This is a genomic window from Caballeronia hypogeia, assembly GCF_001544875.2.
Classification (GTDB): Bacteria; Pseudomonadota; Gammaproteobacteria; order Burkholderiales; family Burkholderiaceae; genus Caballeronia; species Caballeronia hypogeia.
In genome coordinates this window covers 244043-266756 of record NZ_FCOA02000003.1, presented here as the reverse complement: position 1 = coordinate 266756, position 22714 = coordinate 244043, and the positions used below count along the sequence as shown (strand labels likewise).

24 protein-coding genes are annotated in these 22714 nt (G+C 63.4%); 12 read left to right on the top strand and 12 right to left on the bottom strand.

What is annotated here, in order from left to right; translation table 11 throughout:
- The first annotated feature begins 149 nt into the window (after positions 1-149).
- Positions 150-1613: an aminotransferase-like domain-containing protein gene (locus AWB79_RS07275; RefSeq protein ID WP_061166726.1), complete on the top strand. Its 1464-nt coding sequence runs from the start codon at positions 150-152 to the stop codon at positions 1611-1613.
- Here the strand turns inward: AWB79_RS07275 and AWB79_RS07270 are convergent.
- Entirely contained in the window at positions 1610-2104 is a 495-nt protein-coding gene (locus AWB79_RS07270) for a Rhs element Vgr protein (RefSeq protein ID WP_232470839.1), read from the bottom strand. The genes AWB79_RS07275 and AWB79_RS07270 overlap by 4 nt on opposite strands.
- A 212-nt stretch (positions 2105-2316) precedes the next feature.
- Between AWB79_RS07270 and htpG the strand changes: the two genes are divergently transcribed.
- Entirely contained in the window at positions 2317-4221 is a 1905-nt protein-coding gene (htpG, locus tag AWB79_RS07265) for a molecular chaperone HtpG (RefSeq protein WP_061166725.1), read from the top strand.
- 55 nt (positions 4222-4276) lie between these two features.
- Here the strand turns inward: htpG and AWB79_RS07260 are convergent, their stop codons facing one another.
- The gene (locus tag AWB79_RS07260) at positions 4277-4534 is read right to left on the bottom strand and encodes a hypothetical protein (RefSeq protein WP_061166724.1); all 258 of its coding nucleotides are present in this window, start codon (positions 4532-4534) and stop codon (positions 4277-4279) included.
- 306 nt (positions 4535-4840) lie between these two features.
- Between AWB79_RS07260 and AWB79_RS07255 the strand changes: the two genes are divergently transcribed.
- The 7 genes from AWB79_RS07255 (at position 4841) to AWB79_RS07225 (ending at position 12358) form a co-directional block, all read left to right on the top strand.
- Positions 4841-6931, top strand: a complete 2091-nt coding sequence (locus tag AWB79_RS07255; protein WP_157695707.1) for an alpha/beta hydrolase — start codon at positions 4841-4843, stop codon at positions 6929-6931.
- A gap of 154 nt (positions 6932-7085) precedes the next feature.
- The gene (locus tag AWB79_RS07250; RefSeq protein ID WP_061166722.1) at positions 7086-7730 is read left to right on the top strand and encodes a chorismate--pyruvate lyase family protein; all 645 of its coding nucleotides are present in this window, start codon (positions 7086-7088) and stop codon (positions 7728-7730) included.
- Positions 7727-8209 carry a DNA-deoxyinosine glycosylase gene (locus AWB79_RS07245; RefSeq protein ID WP_061166721.1) on the top strand — a complete coding sequence of 161 codons (483 nt, stop codon included), beginning with the start codon at positions 7727-7729 and terminating at the stop codon, positions 8207-8209. The genes AWB79_RS07250 and AWB79_RS07245 overlap by 4 nt, the downstream gene beginning before the upstream one ends.
- A complete protein-coding gene (locus tag AWB79_RS07240) occupies positions 8206-9096 on the top strand; it encodes a class I SAM-dependent methyltransferase (protein ID WP_061166720.1) in 891 nt (296 codons plus the stop codon). Before AWB79_RS07245 ends, AWB79_RS07240 begins: the two co-directional genes overlap by 4 nt.
- 224 nt (positions 9097-9320) lie before the next feature.
- Complete coding sequence (locus AWB79_RS07235; protein ID WP_061166719.1) at positions 9321-9566, top strand: DUF3311 domain-containing protein; 246 nt, start codon at positions 9321-9323, stop codon at positions 9564-9566.
- Entirely contained in the window at positions 9566-11116 is a 1551-nt protein-coding gene (gene mctP, locus AWB79_RS07230) for a monocarboxylate uptake permease MctP (RefSeq protein WP_061167002.1), read from the top strand. The genes AWB79_RS07235 and mctP overlap by 1 nt, the downstream gene beginning before the upstream one ends.
- Before the next feature lie 138 nt (positions 11117-11254).
- The gene (locus tag AWB79_RS07225) at positions 11255-12358 is read left to right on the top strand and encodes an FUSC family protein (RefSeq protein ID WP_061166718.1); all 1104 of its coding nucleotides are present in this window, start codon (positions 11255-11257) and stop codon (positions 12356-12358) included.
- A 12-nt stretch (positions 12359-12370) separates the two neighbouring features.
- Here the strand turns inward: AWB79_RS07225 and AWB79_RS07220 are convergent, their stop codons facing one another.
- The 7 genes from AWB79_RS07220 to AWB79_RS07190 all read right to left on the bottom strand — a co-directional run bounded on the left by AWB79_RS07220 (position 12371) and on the right by AWB79_RS07190 (position 18341).
- Positions 12371-12805, bottom strand: coding sequence for a VOC family protein (locus tag AWB79_RS07220; protein ID WP_061166717.1), 435 nt, complete (start codon positions 12803-12805; stop codon positions 12371-12373).
- A 225-nt stretch (positions 12806-13030) separates the two neighbouring features.
- The gene (tal, locus tag AWB79_RS07215; protein ID WP_061166716.1) at positions 13031-13984 is read right to left on the bottom strand and encodes a transaldolase; all 954 of its coding nucleotides are present in this window, start codon (positions 13982-13984) and stop codon (positions 13031-13033) included.
- Between the two features lie 185 nt (positions 13985-14169).
- On the bottom strand, positions 14170-14415 hold the full coding sequence (locus AWB79_RS07210) for a hypothetical protein (protein WP_061166715.1): 246 nt from the start codon (positions 14413-14415) through the stop codon (positions 14170-14172).
- A 68-nt stretch (positions 14416-14483) separates the two neighbouring features.
- Complete coding sequence (locus AWB79_RS07205; protein WP_061166714.1) at positions 14484-15692, bottom strand: benzoate/H(+) symporter BenE family transporter; 1209 nt, start codon at positions 15690-15692, stop codon at positions 14484-14486.
- 10 nt (positions 15693-15702) lie between these two features.
- Positions 15703-16878 (bottom strand): vWA domain-containing protein, encoded by a 1176-nt coding sequence (locus AWB79_RS07200; RefSeq protein ID WP_061166713.1) that lies wholly within the window; start codon positions 16876-16878, stop codon positions 15703-15705.
- Between the two features lie 20 nt (positions 16879-16898).
- Positions 16899-17489, bottom strand: a complete 591-nt coding sequence (locus AWB79_RS07195) for a GNAT family N-acetyltransferase (RefSeq protein WP_061166712.1) — start codon at positions 17487-17489, stop codon at positions 16899-16901.
- Between the two features lie 9 nt (positions 17490-17498).
- Positions 17499-18341: an AAA family ATPase gene (locus tag AWB79_RS07190; protein ID WP_061166711.1), complete on the bottom strand. Its 843-nt coding sequence runs from the start codon at positions 18339-18341 to the stop codon at positions 17499-17501.
- Between the two features lie 397 nt (positions 18342-18738).
- On the opposite strand from AWB79_RS07190, the gene AWB79_RS07185 reads away from it, so the two are divergent.
- Both AWB79_RS07185 and AWB79_RS07180 read left to right on the top strand, forming a co-directional pair.
- Complete coding sequence (locus AWB79_RS07185) at positions 18739-19104, top strand: c-type cytochrome (protein ID WP_061121774.1); 366 nt, start codon at positions 18739-18741, stop codon at positions 19102-19104.
- Between the two features lie 42 nt (positions 19105-19146).
- Entirely contained in the window at positions 19147-19527 is a 381-nt protein-coding gene (locus AWB79_RS07180) for a c-type cytochrome (protein WP_061166710.1), read from the top strand.
- Between the two features lie 97 nt (positions 19528-19624).
- On the opposite strand, the gene AWB79_RS07175 is transcribed toward AWB79_RS07180, so the two are convergent.
- The 3 genes from AWB79_RS07175 to rsxB form a co-directional block, all read right to left on the bottom strand.
- Complete coding sequence (locus AWB79_RS07175; protein ID WP_061166709.1) at positions 19625-20056, bottom strand: DUF1841 family protein; 432 nt, start codon at positions 20054-20056, stop codon at positions 19625-19627.
- Between the two features lie 63 nt (positions 20057-20119).
- Positions 20120-20764, bottom strand: a complete 645-nt coding sequence (nth, locus tag AWB79_RS07170; protein WP_061166708.1) for an endonuclease III — start codon at positions 20762-20764, stop codon at positions 20120-20122.
- Between the two features lie 16 nt (positions 20765-20780).
- A complete protein-coding gene (gene rsxB / locus AWB79_RS07165) occupies positions 20781-21641 on the bottom strand; it encodes an electron transport complex subunit RsxB (RefSeq protein ID WP_061167001.1) in 861 nt (286 codons plus the stop codon).
- A gap of 379 nt (positions 21642-22020) precedes the next feature.
- Here rsxB and AWB79_RS07160 point away from each other — a divergent pair, with 379 nt between their 5' ends.
- Positions 22021-22653 (top strand): TetR/AcrR family transcriptional regulator, encoded by a 633-nt coding sequence (locus AWB79_RS07160; protein ID WP_061166707.1) that lies wholly within the window; start codon positions 22021-22023, stop codon positions 22651-22653.
- Positions 22654-22714 lie beyond the last annotated feature (61 nt).

Here is a 22714-nt window from a genome sequence, read left to right as displayed (position 1 = left end):
GGATAACGCTTCCTTGGCCGCACGCCGGGCAGCCCGAACGCAAAATGTAGCCGCTAACACCGTAACAGTAACGGTACAATCGGCCCAATACTATTCGGTACAGTTCATATCGACGCACCCGTGCGTCCAGCCGAACTCCGGAGGCCCGCATGTCCGTTCCGCTCGACCAGATTCCCGCCCCGCACGACGCCGCGCAGCTCACGCTCGTCGATCAACTGGTGCAATGGGGCCGGCGCCGCATCGACGAGCGCGTGTTCCGTCCCGGCATGCGCATGCCGTCGATCCGCAAGCTCGCGCTCGACAAGGGCGTGTCGCGCTTCACCGTCGTGGAGGCGTACGAACGTCTCGTCGCGCACGGTTATCTCGATTCGCGCCGCGGCTCCGGTTTCTACGTGCGCGAGCGCGGCGCGCCCACGCTCGTCGCGAAAGGCGAGCCGCCCGTCGCGGCGGCGGAGCGCGAGCCGGTGCAGAACACGATCGACGTGGTCTGGCTGCTGCGCAACATGCTGCATACGTCGAGCCCGGAGAAGGGGCCGGGACTCGGCTATCTGCCCGGCCGCTGGCTGGACGGCGAACTCATCACCAACGCGCTGCGTGCGCTGTCGCGCCAGAGCGGCGCGCAGATGCTCGGCTTCGGTACGCCGCAAGGTTTTCTGCCGCTGCGCCAGCAGTTGCAGACGCGTCTGGAGGAACTGGAGATCGGTGCTTCGGCGGCGCGGCAGATCGTGCTGGTGTCGGGCATCACGCAGGCCATCGACCTGATTTCGCGCCTCTATGTGAAACCCGGCGATGCGGTGATCGTCGGCGATCCGGCGTGGTTTCAGATGTTCGGCCGCTTCGCGTCGCAGGGCGCGCGGCTGGTCGGCATGCCGTACACGCCGGACGGCCCGGATCTCGACGCGCTGGAGACGCTCGTCGCGACGTGGCGGCCGAAAATGCTGATCATCAATTCGGTGCTGCAGAATCCGACCGGCACGTCGCTGACGGCCGCGCAGGCGTATCGCATTCTGCAACTCGCGCAGGAATACGACTTCATCGTCGTCGAGGACGATGTCTACGGCGATCTCTGTCCGACGAACTTTGCCGCGACGCGCCTCGCCTCGCTCGATCAGTTGAAGCGCGTGATCTTCCTCGGCAGTTTTTCTAAGACGCTCGCGGCGAATCTGCGCGTAGGCTATATCGCGGCGGCGCCGGAGGTGGCGAAGGCGCTCGCCGATCAGAAGATGCTCGTCGGCATGACGAGTCCCGAACTCAACGAGCGCGTGGTCTACAAGGTGCTGACCGAAGGGCACTACCGGCGGCACGTCGAGCGGCTGCGCGCGCGGCTCGACGGCGTGCGCGAGAAAACCGCGCGCATGCTGGAGCGCACCGGATTTCGGCTGTTCGCGACGCCGTCGGCGGGCATGTTTCTGTGGGCGGACGCGAGCGTCGACTCGGACGGGCTCGCCGCAGCCGGGCATGAAGCGGGCTTTCTGCTGACGCCAGGCAGTCTGTTCTCGCCGCATCAGTCGCCGACGACGTGGATGCGCTTCAACATCGCCAATTGCGGCGATCCGGCGCTGTCCGAGTTTCTCGCCAGCTATCTGGATAAAGGGTCGCGGCGCAGCGCCTAGCGCATGCGCCCGGGCAGGTTGCGGCGCCCGGACGGCGCGCGAATGAAATCCGCAAGCACGGTTTCATAAAGCGCCAGCGCGCCCGGCAGATGCCGGTAACGATGCTCGTAGAGCCGGGCCTGGCCGTCGCAGTACCTGAGCGCGAACCAGTCGGCGAGCAGATTGCCTTGCGCTTCCATGTTGTAGTCGGACAGGCGCTTGCCGTCCGCGAGCCGGTACGCATATGGCAGACCGATGCGGATCGCGCCCCGCAGCCTGACCGGATAGCCGAGCTGGAATTGCCAGACGTGCGTCATCTCGTGAATGAACCACATGCGATCGACGAGGTCGCAGGCCGAGAAGTCGTCCTGGAAGCAGCCGCGTGGAAAATAGAGGTTGCCGTTGGGCGCCATCGCGGTACGGCGCGGCTGCAGGCCGAACGGCAGATAGGCCCGGGCGAAAACCTTCACGCGCGAATAATCGATCGCGTCGCGGAACACGAGCCGAGCCATGTCGACTTCATTGGCTGTGAGCGGCCGGGCATGGCGGTCGTGTTGGCGCAGGAATGGCATCGCGAAAGATCGGTCGTTCGGAAGTTCCATCTTATCCGGGGCGCGCTCTTGAAAAACATCTGGACGCCCTTATATCGCACGAATTGGCCGCGTGGAACGAGGCGCATGCCGAATCGATCGCATTCACGAAATCAACACCAGAGGACCCGACCATGGCGCAAGAAACCATGAGCTTTCAGGCAGAAGTGAAGCAGCTTCTGCACCTGATGATCCATTCGCTGTACAGCAACAAGGAAATTTTCCTGCGCGAGCTGATTTCCAACGCGTCCGACGCCGCGGACAAGCTTCGCTTCGAAGCCATCGAGAACAGCGCGCTGTACGAGACCGATCCGGACCTGCGCATTCGCGTGTCGTTCGACAAGGCCGCGCGCACCGTCACCATCGACGACAATGGCATCGGCATGAGCCGCGAGGAAGCCATTTCGCACCTCGGCACCATCGCGCGTTCGGGCACCAAGGAATTCTTTTCGAAGCTCTCCGGCGACCAGCAGAAGGACGCCGCCCTCATCGGCCAGTTCGGCGTGGGCTTTTACTCGGGCTTCATCGTCGCGGACAAGATCACCGTCGAGACGCGCCGCGCCGGGCTGCCGGCGAGCCAGGGCGTGCGCTGGACGAGCGCGGGCGAGGGCGATTTCGAAGTCGAGGACATCGAGCGCGCGCAACGCGGCACGACCATCACATTGCATCTGCGTGCGGACGAGGACGATCTGCTGTCGTCGCACCGGCTGAAATCGATCATCCAGAAGTATTCGGATCACGTCGCACTGCCCATTCTCATGAAAAAGGAAGAATGGGACGCCGAGAAGAGCGAGATGGTCACGAAGGACGAAGACGAGACCGTCAACCAGGCGAGCGCGCTCTGGACGCGCCCGAAGAACGACATCAGCGACGAGCAGTACAAGCAGTTCTATCAGCACGTCTCGCACGATCACGACGAGCCGCTCGCGTGGACGCATAACCGCGTCGAAGGCCGCAGCGAGTACACGCAACTGCTGTACGTGCCGAAGCACGCGCCGTTCGATCTGTGGAACCGCGAGCATCGCGGCGGGTTGAAGCTCTACGTGAAGCGCGTGTTCATCATGGACGACGCCGAGCAACTGCTGCCCGCATATCTGCGCTTCGTGAAGGGCGTGGTCGATTCGGCGGATTTGCCGCTGAACGTATCGCGCGAAATCCTGCAGGAAAGCCGCGATGTGAAGGCGATCCGCGAAGGCGTGACCAAGCGCGTGCTGTCGATGCTGGAAGAGGTCGCGAGCGCGTCGGCGGAAGCGACCGATGACGCTGAAAAGCAGAAGTATCAGGGCTTCTGGAACGAGTTCGGCCAGGTGCTGAAGGAAGGCATCGGCGAGGACTTCGGCAATCGCGAGCGCATCGCGAAGCTGGTGCGTTTCGCATCGACGCAAAACGATTCCGACGAACAGACCGTCTCGCTCGCGGACTACGTCGCGCGCATGAAGCCCGAGCAGACGAAGATCTACTACGTTACCGCCGACGGCTGGCAGGCCGCCAAGAACAGCCCGCATCTGGAAGTGTTCCGCAAGAAGGGCGTCGAGGTGCTGCTGCTCACGGATCGCGTCGACGAATGGATGCTGTCGTTCCTCAACGAATTCGACGGCAAGCCGCTTGTCAGCGTCGCGCGCGGCGACCTCGATCTCGGCGCGCTGAACGACGAGGAAAAGCAGCAGCAGGAAAAGGTCGGCGAGGAGCTGAAGCCGCTCGTCGAGAAGATGAAGGAAGCGCTCGAAGGCAAGGCGAAGGACGTGCGCCTCACCTTCCGCTTGACGGATTCGCCGAGCTGTCTCGTGGCGGACGAAGGAGACATGAGCGGTTACTTGCAACGCATGCTGAAGGCGGCGGGGCAGAAGGCGCCGCAATCCGAGCCGATTCTGGAAGTAAACCCGGAGCATCCGCTGGTGAAGGCGTTGCAGGCCGACAGCGCCAACTTTGTCGACTGGTGCCATCTGCTGTTCGATCAGGCCTTGCTCGCGGAAGGCGGCGCGCTGGATGATCCGGCGAGCTTCGTGAAGCGGACCAATGCGCTGTTGCTGTCGCGCTGAGGTGTAGCGGAGCGCTGAAAAGTGAACGCGCCGCCGGGGAACCGGCGGCGCGTTTTTATTTGCTCTTGCGCTCCTTGTTGGACTGAGCGAGCACGGATGCGGCGAGCGTTTTGGTGTCCTTCGAGTACTTCGGACTATGAAGCACTTCGCTTGCCTTGCGCTCCATTTCCGCGCCAGTCTGCTTGCGGGAATGTGACTGTGACAACGCGGAAGCGGCGAGGCTCCTGGCGATTTTCGACGCTTTGGGATCGTGCAGCGTGTCCGCTGCCAGATGCGCGACCTTCTTCGATGTCTGTTTCTTGTTTTCCGACATTCGGGAGCCTCTTGTTTGGACGGGTCAACGTTTTCGCCGCGCGTACGTGCGGGTGAGTCAGTTTCAGACGGTCCCCCGGGTGGCTCCATACGAATCTTCTTAACAGCGGCAATCAACGCGCCGTGAATTGTGTCCTCGAGCGCGGCGCGGCGACACGAATCGGCCCGCCGTTCGTTTGTAGTTAATTGTCAGTTGGCATTGATCGCTCAATCGCTCGTCCCCTAGACTCCCGCCGCCCGAACGCGTCCGGACCGCGTTCATTCGGATCCGACCTCAGAAGGCTGGGGTCTCAGAGGGAAAAGGAAAATGAAACGACGTGTGATGGTGGCGCTCCTGGTGTGCGCGCTCGGCGTATCGCTCGGATTGAGCGGATGCGGTGGTGGTGGATCGGTTCAGGGAAGTGCGGTCCCGGTGCCGGGGACGGATTTGCCGCCGCCCAGTCCCGCGCTGGACACGGGCGGCTCGAAGACGCCGTCTTCGAGCCGCTTCGTGAGCGTCGCGCCCGCGACGAGCGACGCGGCGAAGTACGCCATTTCTCTCGCGATTCAGTACGACCTCGGCACGGTGGTGACAAGCTCGAGCGATTCTGCGTCGTTCTCCGACGACAAGGGCAATCCGGTTGTCGTGACTCCGACCGCTTACGCCTTTGCCGTGCGCGGCTGGCTGCGCTATCCCGTCGCGGCCGCGACTGCCGATGCCCGCACCGACCGTTATCCGGTCGTGCTCTTCCTGCACGGCAACCATGAACCGACCGACCCGAGCTATCAGGGCTACGACTATCTCGCGCGCGATCTGGCACAGCAGGGTTACGTGGTGTTGTCGCTCGACGCAGGCAAGATCAGCGGCGTCGGCATGGGCGATATGTCGAGCCAGACGCGCGCGCAGTTGTTGCTCGGTACACTCGACCGCATGCGCCAGATCGACGCGAACGGCGGCCCGGGCGTGCTGAGCGCGCTGCGAGGCAAGCTGGATTTCGATCGGGTCGGCATCATGGGACATTCACGCGGCGGACAGGGCGTTTCGTACGCCATCAAATACAACCTGACGCGCAAGGGCGTGAGCGTCGAAGAACTGATGCGCGCCATCGTCGCCAAGCCGTCGGACTTCAGCGACTATCCCGATCTCGTCGCGGCTGTGGGAGACGGCTCGAAAATCAACAACGACGGATTCACGGCGGCGATCACCAAGTACAACATCTTCTTTGCCGCGGGAGCCGAGACGGCGCCCCCCTACAACATTCGCGCGGGCATCATGGTCGGGACCACGGACAGCAATCAGAACGTCGGGGTGAGCAATGTCCCGCTGGCTGTCCTGGTGCCGTCCTGCGACGGAGACGTCTCCATGCTGAGCGGCGCGCAGGCTTTCGATCGGAACCGGATCGGAACCCAGTACGACGCGGCCCCGCGATTCCAGGTCGTGGTGAACGGTGCCAATCACAACTACTTCAACACCGTCTGGGTAAAGGACGACATGGCTACCAACCCAGTACTGAACGCGAATTTCAAGTCGTATTGTTCCGTACGGGACGGTGGTCCGCGCTTGTCGGCGGACGATCAGCGGCGAGCCGGAACGTTCCTCATCAATTCGTTCATGCGCTATTTCGTGGGCAGCGAGACGAAGTTCGCGGACTACTGGAACGGCCTTGCGCAGTTGCCGTCCGCCGCATGCCCGGCCGGTTCTTCGGTCTGTGACGAGCGAGCTCTCCTGACGATCCAGAAGCCAGCGTCGGATTCGAAAATGTTACAGCGCTTCCAGGATATGAACGCGTGGTCCAGCAATCTCCTGGGCGGCGCTTTCTTCGTGACGGGCTTCGACCAGATGGCCGCCTGCGCAATTCCCTATTCGCCGAGGCCGTGGTTCTTTCCGTTGTGCATGCCCGACACGCCTGCCGAGTTCACGATGCAGGATCATCTGGATCCCGCCGGCAGGGCGCCGGCAGGCGGCGGCTATCTTTCGGTCGCCGACGCGCTGCGCTTGACCTGGACTCAACCGAACGCAAAGATCAGCACCGACCTGAAGGGTGTGTCGGCGGCGGCGTACGACTCGCTCACGTTCCGCGTCGCCGTCGTGCGCCCGATGGGCCAGGAAGTGGTCGTGACGCTCACCGACACCAAAGGCAAGTCGGCGTCGCTCAACGCAAGCGACTTCAGCGACGCCTTGTATCTCGCTCCGAAGCCGAAGGGCGACGGCCGGCCGCTCGTGGACGATCCGCAAGACGAGCCGTTCTCATCCAAGGGCGCACCTGCTCAACTGCTGAACATGGTGTCGCTCCCGTTCGCGGCGTTCAAGGGCGTGGACAAGTCGAGCCTCGCCAAGGTCGAGTTCGCGCTGCCGAAGGCTTCGGGCTCGATCGTGTTCACGGATCTGGAATTCCAGAACTTCGGCCGTCCGCAGTGAAGTTCGCGTGAGACTGGTTCGCGCGTTGCGCTCCTTTTCCTGGAGCGACTCACGCGCGGACCGGTGAGCGCGCGCGTTCCACGGACACCGTTGCGGCACGCGGTGTCCGTGGGTTCGCCGGGGCGTGGCAGGCGCTCGTCTTATAATCGGCGGCATGCCAACGCCCATCGATCCGGTCTGCGCCGACTGGCGCATCAATCCGTTTCCCTCCCTCACCGACGTTAAAAAGGACTGGCTCACACGCGGCGGTTCGCTGACCGCGCACTTGCGTACGCTCGGCACGGTGACGGTCGAAGTCACGCGCGAGGCCGTCGATCTTCCCTGGCGCGACGAAGCGCGCGCGCTCGGCGTCACGCCGCGCACGCCTGTCTGGACGCGCGAAGTCGTGTTGAAGGTCGATGGCGTGCCGTTCGTCGTCGCGCACAGCATCGTGCCGCTCGCGCACAGCACGGGCATCTGGCAGTCCATGCGCCGTTTGCGCACGCGGCCGCTCGCTGAATTGCTCTACAGCGACAGCAGTGTGTCGCGCTCGGTGTTGACGAACCGCGTGCTCACGGCGCGGCATCCGCTTTATCGGCTTGCATCGGCGCAGGGCGGGCAGGCAGCGCATGCGTTGGTCGCGCGCCGCTCGGTATTCAGGCGTCACGGTGCGCCGCTGATGGTCACGGAATGCATGCTCGATGCCTTGTGGACCCGGCTCGCGACATCGGACGATAAAAGGCGTCATCGCGAACACGTGCGTTCCTACGATCATCTGAGCTCGCATGCGAAACGCGTTGCGCGCGGCGAGGCGAAATGAAGCTCGCCGGATTCGAGCCGGTCGGCAATGAAGCGACGCATACGCTGATACTCGGCAGCTTTCCGGGCGTCGCGTCGCTCGCGGCGACCCAGTATTACGCCCATCCGCGCAACCAGTTCTGGCGGCTCGTCGGCGCGGCGATAGGCGAGGATCTGCACGGGCTTGACTACGACGCGCGCCTGGCGCGTCTGATCGAGCATGGCATCGGCCTGTGGGACGTGCTCGCCGCCTGCGAGCGCGAGGGCAGTCTCGACAGCGCGATCCGCAACGCATCGCCCAACGACTTCGCCGCGTTCCGTACGCGCTTTCCGAAGCTGCGGCGCGTGTGCTTCAACGGCAAGACCTCGGGCAAGTTCGCGCCCGTGCTCGCCGCCGCGGGCTACGCAACGCTCGTGCTGCCGTCGTCGAGCGCGGCCAATGCTATCCTCTCGTTCGACCAAAAATTGCGCATCTGGCGCGACATCCTCATTACACAATGACGAACCTCATCAAGCGTGCGTCCGCTGAAGCCCGCGCGTTCGGCCGCAAGAAAGACAGCAAATCCAGACGCGATCGCGACGAAGACGATCTCGCCAACGCGCCGCGTATCGAAGCGCCGCGCAAGCCGCGCTTCGCGCCCGTAACGTTCTCGGAAGAGGGCGGCGTGCGCTATCTGCACTTCGGCACCGAATGGGTGCAGGGCGCGATGCGTCTGCGCAAGCCCGATCACATCGAGCTCGAATACGCGCAGCAGATGATGGCGTGGCTGCTTTTCATCGAAACGCCCGGGCGCATCGTGCAGCTCGGTCTCGGCGCGGCTGCCCTGACGAAGTTCTGCCATCGTTTTCTGAAGCGCGCGAAGGTCGAAGCCGTCGAATTGAATCCGGCGGTCGTGATCGCCGCGCGCGCGATGTTCGGCTTGCCTTACGACGACGCGCGCCTCACCGTCACCGAGCGCGACGCGTGGGAATTCGCCAACGACCGCGCGAATCACGGCACCATCGGCGCCTTGCAGATCGATCTGTACGACGCCACCGCGCGCGGCCCCGTGCTCGACAGCGTGTCGTTCTATCGCGCCTGCCGCGCGTGCCTCACGCCGGAAGCGGGCGTCGTCACGATCAACCTGTTCGGCGACCATCCGAGCTTCGTGCGCAACATGCGCCATCTGAACGAGGCGTTCGATCATCGCGTGATCGCGCTGCCGGAAGTGCACGACGGCAATCGCGTCGCGCTGGCGTTCGCCGGACCCGCGCTCGAGGTGCCGTTCGCCGCGCTCGAAACGCGCGCGAAGCTGATCGAAGCGCAACTCGATCTGCCCGCGCGCAAATGGGTGAAGGGTCTCGCCGAAAGCGCGGGCGTCCCGACCAGCGGCTCGTTCTCCATCTGATTTGGGACGCGCTCGGCCAAAGCGCTCTTACGAGGGTTTTGGCCTATTTACAAATTCCTTTCAAATCAGCGGAATAGTCGGGATTCTCCCTGCTTGACCGTCTTTTAAGGGTCCATATACTCCCTCTGTTATTTCGGGGCGCTTTCAGCGGCATGTCTATCCGACGACCGGCAATCCCGCCGGGCTCGCAATAACTAAGCGAATCAAAACAAGAGGAGACGGTTATGGCTCACGAAGCTGCGACCGGCACCGGACAACCGCGCAACAAGCATTGGCTATGGCTTCTGATCCTTCCCTGGATCGGTGTGGTATGGGTGCCGTTTTACAACAAGATCGAGCCCGTTCTGTGGGGCTTTCCGTATTTCTACTGGTATCAGCTTCTGTGGGTGCTGATCAGCGCGGTCATCACCGCCGTCGTCTATAAGAAGACGAAGGCGCTGCCGTCGAAACGGCAAGGAGGCGCGCGATGATGAACACCACCGCAACCTTCGTCTTCGTTCTGTTCTTCGTCGGGGTGACGATTCTCGGCTTCATCGCCGCGCACTGGCGTAAAGGCGATCTCGCCCAGCTCGACGAATGGGGGCTCGGCGGACGCCGCTTCGGCACCATCGTCACGTGGTTCCTGCTCGGCGGCGATCTCTACACCGCTTACACGTTCGTCGCGGTTCCGGCGCTCGTGTTCGGCGCGGGCGCGACGGGCTTCTTCGCGCTCCCGTACACCATCCTGATCTATCCGTTCGCGTTCGTCGTGTTCCCGAAGCTGTGGAGCATCGCGAAGCGTCACGGCTACGTGACCGCCGCCGACTTCGTGCATGCGCGCTACAACAGCCGCATGCTCGCGCTGGCGATCGCGCTGACGGGTATCGTCGCGACCATGCCGTACATCGCGCTGCAGCTCGTCGGCATCGAAGTGGTGATCGGCGCGCTCGGCTTCAGCACGCAGGGCTTCATGGGCGATCTGCCGCTGATCATCGCGTTCGCGATTCTCGCCGCGTACACGTACACGTCGGGCCTGCGCGCACCCGCGATGATCGCCGTGGTGAAGGACGTGCTGATCTACATCACGATCATCGCCGCGATGATCGTGATTCCGGCTCAGCTCGGCGGCTTCGGCCATATCTTCAGCGTCGTGCCGCCGGAGAAGATCCTGCTGAAGGCGCCCGACGCGGCCAGCCTGAACGGCTACAGCGCGTACGCGACGCTCGCGGTCGGCTCGGCGCTCGCGCTGTTCCTGTATCCGCACTCGGTCACGGCGATTCTCTCGTCGAACTCGGGCAACACGATCCGTCGCAACATGGCGCTCCTGCCGGCGTATTCGCTGGTGCTCGGCCTGCTCGCGCTGCTCGGCTACATGGCGCTCGCCTCGGGCGTGAAGGACATGCCCGAGTTCGCGTCGTACTTCAAGGCCTACGGCGCGAACTTCGCGGTGCCGGCGCTGTTCCTGCATTACTTCCCGTCGTGGTTCGTGGGCGTGGCGTTCGCGGCGATCGGCATCGGCGCGCTGGTGCCGGCGGCGATCATGTCGATCGCGGCGGCGAACCTGTACACGCGCAACGTGCATCGCGAGTTCATCAACACGTCGATGACGCCGGAGCAGGAAACCAACGTCGCCAAGCTCGTGTCGCTGATCGTGAAGGTGGGCGCGGTCGTGTTCATTCTCGCGCTGCCGCTGACCTACGCCATTCAACTGCAACTGCTCGGCGGCATCTGGATCATCCAGACGCTGCCCGCGCTGGTGCTCGGCCTCTACACGCGCGTGCTCGATCATCGCGGCCTGCTGATCGGCTGGGCGGTCGGTATCGGCGTCGGTACGTGGATGGCCGTGTCGCTGCAACTGAAGGGCTCGATCTATCCGCTGCACCTGTTCGGCTATGTCGTGCCGGGTTATGCGGCCGTGTGGGCGCTGATCGTCAACCTGATCGTCTCGATCGTCGTTTCCGCGCTCGTGCGCGTGCTGGGCCTCAAGCGCTCGGAAGACCGCACGCGTCCGGAAGACTATCTGGATATCGTGGAAAGCTGATTCAAGCGAACGCGCGCGTGCCCGGCGCGGCACGCGAAAAGCTGGTAAAACGCCCGTAGCAGCCGCTGGCCGCTACGGGCGTTGTGCTTTCCGGCGGCCTTCGTGACAGGCGGGTGTCTTCATCGACGCGAGCGAACCATGCTTTCTCCGACATCGGGCTCACTCAGGCGCGGCCGTGTCTCGCGCCTGCTTCACTGGATCGGCTCGCCGTACTTCCGTTACCGGCACGCCAATCTGATTCACGGTTTGCGCGTCGGGCTTGCCGTGGCGATGTCGATCGCCGTCACCACAGGAATCGACGTGCCGCACGGCGTGTGGGCGACAGTCTCGGTGCTGGTCGTGGTGGGCGGCTTGCAACATTACGGCAACATCCGCAAGAAGGCGGGTGAGCGCGCCATCGGTACGATGCTCGGCGCGGGCTTCGGCCTCGTCCTCATTCTCGCCCAGACGCTGACCGGCTCGCTGATGGTGTTCTTCGTGCTGATGTGCGTGATCGCGGGCGGCTGCGCCTATTACGCGATCGGCAAGGCGGGCTATGTCGCGCTGCTCACGGGCATCACGATGGTCATCGTCTCCGGACATGGCGACCTGCCGTTCACCACCGGCCTGTGGCGCACGGCCAATGTGATGATCGGCGTGGTGATCGCGCTGGCGTTCTCGTTCGTGCTGCCGCAATACGCGACCTATTCGTGGCGCTATCGGCTCGCGGACAATCTGCGCGAATGCGCGAAGATCTACGGCAGTCTGCTCGACGGCACGCCGCTTCACGCGGAGGAAACCGCGCGCCGCTTCTTCGCGATGAGCCAGCGTCTCGTGCAGTCGCGCGGGCTGATGGAGTCGGTCTCGAAGGAAACCGATGTGCCGATCGCGCGGCTGGAGGAAATCCAGCGGCTGCATCGCTCGATTCTCGCGGCGCTGGAAATGCTGGTGATGTCGATGCCGGAAGTCTCGGGCGCGTCGCCGAGCCGCTTCGCGGTCGCGTGTTCACCGCGCGAGTACGCGGTGCGGCAGCAGCTTTTGCAGATGGCGCGCGCGCTGCGTTTCGGGCGTGTCGGCCTGCTTTACCGCACGGTGGATTCGCAAGCGGCGCCGCAACCCTGCCCGGACCACGGCAACGAAACGACGCAGGGCATGCACTGGCTCGCGATGCGCTTCGTCGAGCAGGTGGAACGCTTGCGGCTGCGTCTGTCGGAGATCGAGCGGCAGTGGAATATCGAAGGCGCGCGGCCGCTCAACGGTTGAGATGCCTGGCGCTCAGGCAGCGGCTGCCTGCGCTTCGCTTTCGTTGACGACGTTGATGAGCCAGGGCACGCCGAAACGATCCGTCAGCATGCCGAAACCGTGCGTCCAGAAGGTGGATTGCCACGGCGTGAGAATCGTGCCGCCGTCCGCGAGCATGTTGAAGATGCGCTCGCCGGATTGCGCATCGTCCGCGGAGATCGACAGCGTGAAGCCCGCATAGTCGCTGCGGGGCTGTCCGTAACGACCGTCTGAAACCAGAATCGCATTCGGGCCGACGCAGAAGACGGCGTGCATGACTTTGTCCTGCCAGTCAGCCGGGGCATTGCCGCCGTCCGGCGCGTCCCGGAAGCGGACCAGCGCCACGATCTGCGCGCCGAACGCGGCCTGATAGAGTTCGAGCGCCGCGGCGCACTCGCCGTTGAAGAAAACATAGGTATCTAGTTGCATGACCGAAAGACTCCGTGCATGAGAAGCGGACATGCCGCCAAAGCTCGAAAGTCTATTGCAACGAAATGCCATGCCGACTCGGAAAAAGTCAAATTGCGTCAAGAATCGGCGCAACAAAAAAAACCGCAAATCGAACCAATGAATTGGTTCGTTTGCGGTCTCTCTGACGCATCCCTGGCCATCGGACGCGGACGAATCTTCACGCGTCCTCGGGCGGGAAGGGCGTCACTGCAACGCGGCGATCAGCTTTTCGAGCTTGATTGCATCGGCGGCGAACGCGCGGATGCCTTCCGCGAGCTTTTCGGTCGCCATGGCGTCGTCGTTGACGAGGAAGCGGAAGGTGGGTTCGTCGACGGCCATCTTCTCGATGTTCTCGTTCTTCACGTTCTCCGGTGAAAGCTTGCGCTCGACCTTGTCGTTGCTGTCGGCGAGTTTCTTCAGGAGATCGGGGCTGATCGTCAGCAGATCGCAGCCCGCGAGCTCGGTGATCTGGCTCACCGTGCGGAAGCTCGCGCCCATGACCTCGGTCTTGTAGCCGAACTTCTTGTAGTACGAGTAGATGCGTCGCACCGACTGCACGCCGGGATCGTTCGCGCCGCCGTTTTTCACTTCGTCCCACTCCGCGCCCGCGGACTTCTTGTACCAGTCGTAGATGCGGCCCACGAACGGCGAGATCAGTTGCGCGCCCGCTTCGGCTGCGGCGACCGCTTGCGCCAGCGAGAACAGCAGCGTCATGTTGCAGTGGATGCCTTCCTTCTGCAGCACTTCCGCCGCGCGGATGCCTTCCCACGTGGAAGCGAGCTTGATGAGCACGCGCTTGCGGTCGACGCCGGCGTTCTCATACAGCTTGATGATCTCGCGTCCCTTGTCGATTGATGCTTTGGTGTCGAATGAAAGTCGTGCATCGACTTCGGTCGAGACGCGGCCCGGGACGATTTTCAGAATCTCGGTGCCGAACGCCACGAGCAGATTGTCGATGATCTGCGGCATCGGCTTCTTCGCGTGCTCCTTGACGGTCTTTTCGAGCAGCGGCTTGTAGTCGTCCTTCTGGACGGCCTTCAGAATCAGCGAAGGATTCGTGGTCGCGTCCTGCGGCTTGAACTGGATGAATTGCTGGAAGTCGCCCGTGTCGGCGACGACGGTCGTGTATTGCTTGAGCTGGTCGAGAGCGGATGTCATGTCGAGTCTCAGGCGCGTGCGCCTTGTCAAATTGCGGTAACCCGCGGATTGCCCATGATTGCGACGCCGCGCGGCGACTTCCTTCGCGCGGCGCGCCTCTGATTCATTCCCTCATTCTAGTCCCGAGCGCGGCAAACGCGCTGACGCCGCGCGAGACGGTTTCGACAGGGCGCGCGAGTCCGCGTTCAATCCGCCGCGTAGGCGAGCTCGTGCCAGCGCCGCACCGTGCCGGAGCCGAGCTGGCCGCGCGCGAAGCGCATCTTGCGAACTTCGTCGACTGCATGCGTGTCTTTCGTCGTGTCGCCGCAGCTCATCTTCAACACGACGTCTTGCACGATCCCGGCGTCGTCGAGCAGCACGCGCACGATGGTCTTGCGTTTCGGGGCGCCGGCGGGCGCGCTGCGCGCCAGCAGTTTGTCGATCAAAGCCATGACGGAAGGAAACTCGGAAAATCTGTTGCGGAGCGATGTCGGCCGGAAAAAGGGCCGATTCCGTCATTTTAGGCTCCGCGTTGTTGCCGTCCGGCGTTGAGCACGAAATGTGTCACGACACCCGCGATCAGCCCCCAGAACGCCGGGCCGATCGACGCCAGCGTCAGACCCGAGGCCGTCACCATGAACGTGACGAGCGCCGGTTCGCGCTGACGGGCGTCCTGCATCGCATTGGCGAGGCCGCTCATGATCGAGCCGAACAGCGCGAGCGCCGCGACCGAGACGACGAGTTCCTTGGGAAAGGCCGCGAACAGCGCCGCGATGGTCGCGCCGAAGGTGCCCGCGATCAGATAGAAGACGCCGCACCAGACGGCCGCCGTGTAGCGCTTGTCGCGATTCTCGTGCGCTTCGCGGCCGGTGCAGATGGCGGCGGTGATGGCGGCGAGATTGACGCCGTGCGAGCCGAACGGCGCGAGCACGAGCGAGGCGATGCCGGTCGTCGAGATGAGCGGGGCGGAAGGCGTCGTGTAGCCGTCCGCGCGCAGCACGGCGATGCCCGGCACGTTTTGCGACGCCATTGCGACGACGAACAGCGGTATGCCGATGCTGATCGCCGACGCCAGCGAGAACGCGGGCCTCGTGAAGACGGGATGCGCGAGCGCTACATGAAAGCGCGAGAAGTCGAGCAGCCCGAGCGCGCCCGCGAGCGCGATACCCGCGAGGAGCGTCGCCGGAATCGCGTAGCGCGGCACGAAGCGTTTACCTGCGAGATATGTGAAGAACATCACGATCACGAGCGCAGTGCGATGCTCCGCCGCGCGAAAGATCTCTATGCCGATCTCGAACAGGATGCCCGCGAGCAGCGCCGCGGCGATGCCCGACGGAATGCGCTTCATCAGCGTGTCGAACCAGCCGGTCAGGCCGACGGCCGTGAGCAGCACGGCGCAGACGATGAATGCGCCGATGGCGTCGGCATAGGCGACGTTCGGCAGCGACGCGACGAGCAGCGCCGCGCCCGGCGTCGACCACGCGACGACGATCGGCGCGCGATAGCGCAGCGACAGGCCGATCGTGCAGACGGCCATGCCCATCGAGAGCGCCCAGATCCACGAGGAAATCTGCGCGTCGCTCAGATGCGCGGCCTGACCCGCCTGAAACATCAGCACGAGCGAACTGGTGTAGCCGGTCATCATCGCGACGAAGCCGGCGACGATGGTCGAGACAGACGTGTCAAAGAGGAAACGCGGCGCAGCGGGCGCCGAGGTGGACGTTTTCATTTTCGAGTTCTTATTTCGACAGCGCGCGCATTGCGGCTTCGAGGCCGGCCATCGTCAGGGGGTACATGCGATTGCCGAGCACGTTGCGAATCGCGGAAATCGACTGCCGGTATTCCCACAGCCGCTCGGGCTCGGGATTGAGCCAGGCGTGATGCGGAAACTGATCGGCCAGACGGCGCAGCCACACCGCGCCCGCCTCGGCGTTGTTGTACTCGACCGAACCGCCCGGCTGCAGTACCTCATAGGGGCTCATGGTCGCGTCGCCGACGAAGATCAGCTTGTAGTCGGGCGTGAACTTGTGCAGCACGTCGTAGGTCGGCGTGCGTTCCGCGTGACGGCGGCGATTGTGCTTCCACAGATAGTCGTACACGCAGTTGTGGAAGTAATAGAACTCCAGATGCTTGAACTCCGCCTTCGCTGCGGAGAACAGCTCCTCGACTCGCTTGATGTGATCGTCCATCGATCCGCCGACGTCGAGCAGCATCAGCACTTTCACGTTGTTGTGCCGCTCGGGGACCATCTTCAGGTCGAGCCAGCCCGCGTTGGCGGCCGTGCTGCGAATCGTGTCGGGCAGGTCCAGCTCTTCAGCCGCGCCTTCGCGCGCGAAGCGCCGCAGCCGCCGCAGCGCGACCTTGATGTTGCGCGTGCCGATTTCGACCTGATCGTCGTAGTCCTTGTAGGCGCGCTCGTCCCACACTTTCACGGCCGTGCGATTCCCCGACGACTCCCCGCCGATGCGAATGCCTTCCGGGTTGTAACCGCCATGCCCGAACGGCGACGTGCCGCCCGTGCCGATCCACTTGTTGCCGCCTTCGTGACGGCCTTTCTGCTCGTCCATCAGTTCCTTGAGGCGTTCCATCAGCTTGTCGAGACCGCCGAGCGCCTCAATGCGCTTCTTCTCCTCCGCCGTGAACTCGCGATCGAGCCGCTTCTTCAGCCAGTCGAGAGGGATGTCGAAGGCCTCGTCGGGCAGTTGCGTCACGCCATGGAAATACGCGCCGAACGCGCGATCGAACTTGTCGAAGTACTTCTCGTCCTTGACCAGCGTCATGCGGGCGAGGAAGTAGAACTCGTCGAGCGATGGCGAGATGACCTGCGCTTTCAGCCCTTCGAGCAGCGTCAGATATTCCTTGACGGAGACGGGCAGCTTCGCATCGCGCAACGAGTAGAAGAAGTCGATCAGCATGGCGCGCTCTCCATCGCGGTTCAGCGGTCGAGCCGGAAATTGAGATTGGCGCGCACCGCCGGCCACTCGGACTGGATGATGGAAAACACGACGGTGTCGCGCAGCACGCCGTCTTTTCCGATCTGGTGGTTGCGCAGGATGCCGTCCTGTCTGGCGCCTAGCCGCGCGATCGCCGTGCGCGACGCGTGGTTCATGAAATGCGTGCGGAACTCCACGGCGATGGCGTTCAGCTTCTCGAACGCGTGCGTGAGCAGGAGCAGCTTGGCTTCGGTGTTGAGCGGCGTTTTTTGCACGCGCCTGGCGTACCACGTATGGCCGATTTCCAGCCGCCGGTGCGCTTCCTCGACGGCGAAGTAACGCGTCGAACCGACGATCTCGCCGGTTTTCGTATCGATTACCGCGAAGGGGTGCGCGCCGAGCCGGTCGCGCATGTCGAGCGCGGTCTCGATATAGGCGCGCGTCTTGTCGGGCGAGGGCACGAAGGTGTACCAGAGCTTCCACAATTCGCCGTCGCTGGCGGCGGCGGTGAGCGCCTGTTCGTGCTCGAGCGTGAGCGGCACGAGCTTCACGTATTCGCCTTCCAGCGTGACGGGTTCGATCCAGCGGCTCATGTTGCTGTCTTAGCGATGGTTGCGGTTCATGAACAAAAGACGCTCGAACAGTGCGACGTCCTGTTCGTTCTTGAGCAGCGCGCCATGCAGCGGCGGAACGATCTGCTTCTGGTCTTCCGAGCGCAGCGCTTCGGGCGGAATGTCTTCGGCGAGCAGCAGCTTGAGCCAGTCGAGCAGTTCGGACGTGGACGGCTTCTTCTTCAGCCCCGACACCTGGCGCAACTCGAAGAAGCTCTGCATCGCGGCTGCGAGCAGCTCCTGCTTGATGTTCGGAAAGTGCACTTCGACGATCGCCTTCATCGTCTCGGCGTCCGGGAACTTGATGTAGTGGAAGAAGCAGCGGCGCAGGAACGCGTCGGGCAGCTCCTTCTCGTTGTTCGACGTGATGATGACGAGCGGCCGATGCTTCGCCCGCACGAGCTCGCGCGTTTCGTAGACGTAGAACTCCATGCGGTCGAGTTCGCGCAACAGGTCGTTCGGAAATTCGATGTCGGCTTTGTCGATCTCATCGATCAGCAACACGCTTTGCTGGTCCGACTCGAACGCCTGCCACAGCACGCCTTTGACGATGTAATTGCGGATGTCCTTCACGCGTTCGTCGCCGAGTTGCGAGTCGCGCAGGCGCGAGACGGCGTCGTATTCGTAGAGGCCCTGTTGCGCCTTCGTCGTCGATTTGATGTGCCATTGCAGGAGCGGCATCTTGAGCGCTCCCGCGACTTCCTCCGCGAGCATGGTCTTGCCGGTGCCGGGTTCGCCCTTGATGAGCAGCGGCCGCTGCAGCGTCATCGCGGCGTTCACCGCGAGCTTGAGATCGTCGGTTGCGACGTATTGCGATGAGCCTTCGAAACGCATGACGAAGATCCGGTCGGAGAAAAAATCCCAGTATAAGTCAGAAGACCTTTCCGCACTGAGCCCCGCCGGGTATCGTTTGAGCCGCTCCACGGACGGATTCGGCCGTTCGTCCGATGTCGTCGAAAGCGAGCGCGCAGGCGGGTTCATCGCTTGTACAGGGACGAATTGTCGCAGTGAGATCTGCTGCTTTTCAGCCGATTCCCCTTGTCGGCAGGGCTTCTGCGCGGTTCGCGTGTGGACGGAGGGTAGGTCGCGCGGTACAATTAGCGCGATTTTTTTGGCCTGCGTGGCGACAGACCCCGTAGCAGCAAACAGTCCCGAGAAGCTTGTAATGCGCTCGGCGCGGGCCGCGGCCTTGTGAGCGCCGGATTTCCCCTCAAGCCAGGTTAGAAGAGCTATGAACAATTTCGTCGGCAAATGTGCCGTGATTGCAGCGCTGTCGGGTCTCGCCGGCTTCGCGACCCAGGCGTCGGCCGACGTCGTCGGCAACGCGAAGGCCGCAGAGGGCAAGGTCGCGATGTGCATCGGCTGCCACGGCATCCCGGGCTATCGGACTGCGTACCCCGAAGTCTATGAAGTGCCGATGCTGGGCGGCCAGAACGCGCAGTACATCGCCAATGCACTGCATGCCTACAAGAAGGGCGACCGTCATTTCGACACCATGCGCGCCATCGCGACGACGCTGTCGGATCAGGACATCGCCGATATCGCCGCGTACTACGCCGCGCAAACTCCCCAATCGAAGAACAATCCCGACAAGTAATCCGCGCGTGACAACGCAAAGCGACAACGGGTAGGAGAATTCATGAAGCCCTCCAAGGCACTTCACTCAAGCTTCAAGGCAGCAGGCGCGGCAGCGGCGCTGATCGGCATGACGGTGTTCGGCAGCGCGCACGCCGCCGACGTCTCGAACGGCAAGGCGCTTTCCGACAGCCACAACTGCGCGGCCTGTCACGGCCCCGGCCTCAACAAGCCGGTGAGCGGTGAGTATCCGCGTCTCGCGGGTCAGCATGCGACCTACATCTACTGGGCATTGCGCCAGTATCAGATCGGCAACGGCAATCCGAATTTCGGCCGCAACAACGCCATCATGGCGGCTCAGGTTCAGAGCCTGTCGCAGGGCGATCTGAAGGACCTCGCGGCTTACATCGAATCGCTCGACGGCAGTCTCGTGCTGAAGAAGTAAGCCGGGCGCGCGGTTCTCCGCGCGCAGGCGGTCAGGCAAAACACCCCGCGCATGCGGGGTGTTTGTTTTGGTGCATGCGCTCTCGATGCGTCGTTGCTTAGTCGCGCGAAGCACGCCGTTCGATGAGCGCGAGATACGCATCGGTATCGGGCGGCGTGCCCGAGCGCTGCGCTTCCCAGATCACCTGCCCGAGGCAGTCCATGATCGCGTGCTGCGCGTCGTGCGGAGAACCGAGACGCGCGACGAGCCGGTCGTGCGCGCGGCGGATGCCCGGCGGCTGATCGATCGACAGTTGCTCGCTGATCGCGAGATGCATCGACAGATGCAGAAACGGATTGGTCTGGCCGCGATCCGGCGAATAGTCGGCCTCGCGCGCATCCGGGTTGGCGAGCGCGTCGTGATACTCGGGATGCTCGCCGATCCAGTCGGCGGCCATGCTCTCGAGCGGCGTCAGGATCTCGCCGGCGCGCTCCTTGCGCCAGGTTTCGGTAAAGAACTGGCGAACTTCGTCGCGGCTGGGATTGAACATAAGGTATTGATTCGATTGCGGGTTTCTCGACCCGTCATTGTAGATCGCGAAGCCTTCGCCTGCTCATTCGACGGGCGCCGGCGTCTTCGGCCGATATTCGCACAGCGGCTCGATCGCGCAATGCCAGCACTCCGGCACGCGCGCCTTGCACACGTAGCGCCCGTGCAGGATCAGCCAGTGATGCGCGTCCTGCAGAAACTCCTTCGGCGTGAACTTCTCGAGCGCCGTTTCGACCGCGCGCACGTCCTTGCCGGGCGCGAGCCCCGTGCGGTTCGCGACGCGAAAGATATGCGTATCGACGGCGATGGTCGGTTGCCCGAACGCGGTGTTCAGCACGACGTTCGCCGTCTTGCGGCCGACGCCCGGCAGCGCCTCCAGCGCCTCGCGATCATCGGGCACCTCGCCGCCATGCTGGTCGATCAGAATCCGGCACGTCGCGATCACGTTCTTCGCCTTCGTGCGATAGAGCCCGATCGTGCGGATGTATTCCGACACGCCTTCCTCGCCCAGCGCGAGCACCGCGGCCGGCGTGTTGGCGACAGGGAACATCTTGCGCATTGCCTTGTTCACGGAGACATCGGTGGCCTGCGCCGACAGCATCACGGCGATCAGCAGTTCGAACGGCGTCGTGTATTCGAGCTCGGTCGTCGGATGCGGATCGAGGCTCTGCAACGTCTCGTAAATGGCGCGGCGCTTCGTGGCGTTCATGGTTCGTGATCCGTGCTCACGCGGTTTTGTCGTCGTCGGGCTGCGACGCATTCTTGTCTTCCGATTTGCCTTCCGACAACCCGAGCCGGCGACGCCGTTCTTCGGCGGCATCGATCTGCGCCTGCACCGCGGCGCTCACGTGCTCGGTATTCTTCGGGCCCGCGCCCTGCCGCGCCATCTCTTCCTTCTTCTTGCGGGCGCGTTCGAGCGCGGCCTGGATGATCGCGCGTTTCTTCGCTTCGGCGTCGGTATTTGTTTCGTTCGTGGCGGGCTTTTCCGATTGCGCTTCTACATTCGTCTCGGGCGTAGCCTGCGCCGTGCGCGCCGCCTGTCGCGCATTCGCCCGCGCCTCGGCCGCCGCGCGCTCGCGTTCGAGACGCGCCTCGCGTTGCTCGTGGCGCACGCGGGCGGCGTCCGCCTGTTTCTGGCTCCAGGCATCCCAGCCGGTGCGCTCGCCGGTGACGGGGATCATCGCGATGCAGTCGACGGGGCAGGGCGGCACGCACAGATCGCAGCCGGTGCACAGTTCGGCGATGACCGTGTGCATCTGCTTCGCAGCGCCGACGATCGCATCGACCGGACAGGCCTGCATGCACAATGTGCAGCCGATGCACACGTTCTCGTCGATGACGGCGACAGGCCGTGCGCGCTCCACGCCATGCGTTGTATCGAGCGGAATATCGGGCTTGCCGAGAAGCGCCGCGAGCCGCGCGATGCCTTCGGCGCCGCCCGGCGGACACCGGTTGTAATTCGCCTTACCCGCGGCGATGGCTTGCGCGTACGGCCGGCAGGCGGGATAGCCGCACTTGGTGCACTGGGTCTGCGGCAGCAGGTCTTCGATGCGCTCGGCGAGCGTGCTGGAAACGGTTGAAGTCACGAGGGATGACGATGATGCGGGGGACGGGCGCAGCGTGAAAGTCGGGGCATCGCGGCTCGCTTCCGGAATGCGTCGAAACGACTGCTGACACTTCGGCGTCCACGACGACGGCACACTGCTTCTTTCGGCGCGCGTCCCGAATGAATGGGCGCGCGCTCGGCTTAGATCGACATTATCGCCGAAGTCGGCAAGCGGGGTGACCGGAGGCCTTCGATCCCAATTGCCAATGTTCTTCGATGTGCGCATAATCGAAGCGCTTTTCCGTTTGACCGCAGGACGGTGTTTCCCAATAACCCTGGGCAGCGCCCGTTCACGTCATGTACCCCAATGCGGGCCGCGTGACGCTAATCCGGCAACGCGGCTCCCGAATCATGCCACCATGAATCAGCCGAAAATCAAAAGAGATCCTGAAGGCACCCGGCGTCGCATTTTGCTTGCCGCCGCGGAAGAGTTCGCTGCCGGAGGCCTGTTTGGTGCGCGCGTCGATCAGATCGCGCGCCGGGCGGAAACCAATGAACGCATGCTCTATTACTACTTCGGTAGCAAGGAGCAGTTATTCACGGCCGTGCTCGAACACGCGCTCGCCGCGCTGGTCGATGCCGAACGCACGCTCGAGCTCGACGGCGTCGCGCCGATCGAAGCCATGACGCGCCTCGCGCATTTCGTCTGGGATTACTACCGGGATCATCCGGAGCTATTGCGTCTCATCAATAACGAGAATCTGCACGAGGCGCGATATATCAAAGGATCGAACCGGATACGCGAGCTCATTTCGCCGATCGTCACGACGCTCACGGCCATTCTCGATCGCGGCCAAAAAGCCGGATTGTTTCGCCCCGACGTCGATCCGCTCAGGTTCTATGTGACGCTCTCTGGCCTTGGCTATTACATCGTCTCGAATCGCTTCACGCTGGAAGCGACTTTCGGGCTCGATTTCAGCGAGCAGTCTCAACGCGATCAGATCGTGCGCATGAATACAGAATTGCTGCTGGCGTATCTGACACGCCGCTGATAAGCAGCTGTTATCGCGCTTGCGCCGACGGCGCGAATTCGGCCAAGAAAAAACATCGCGC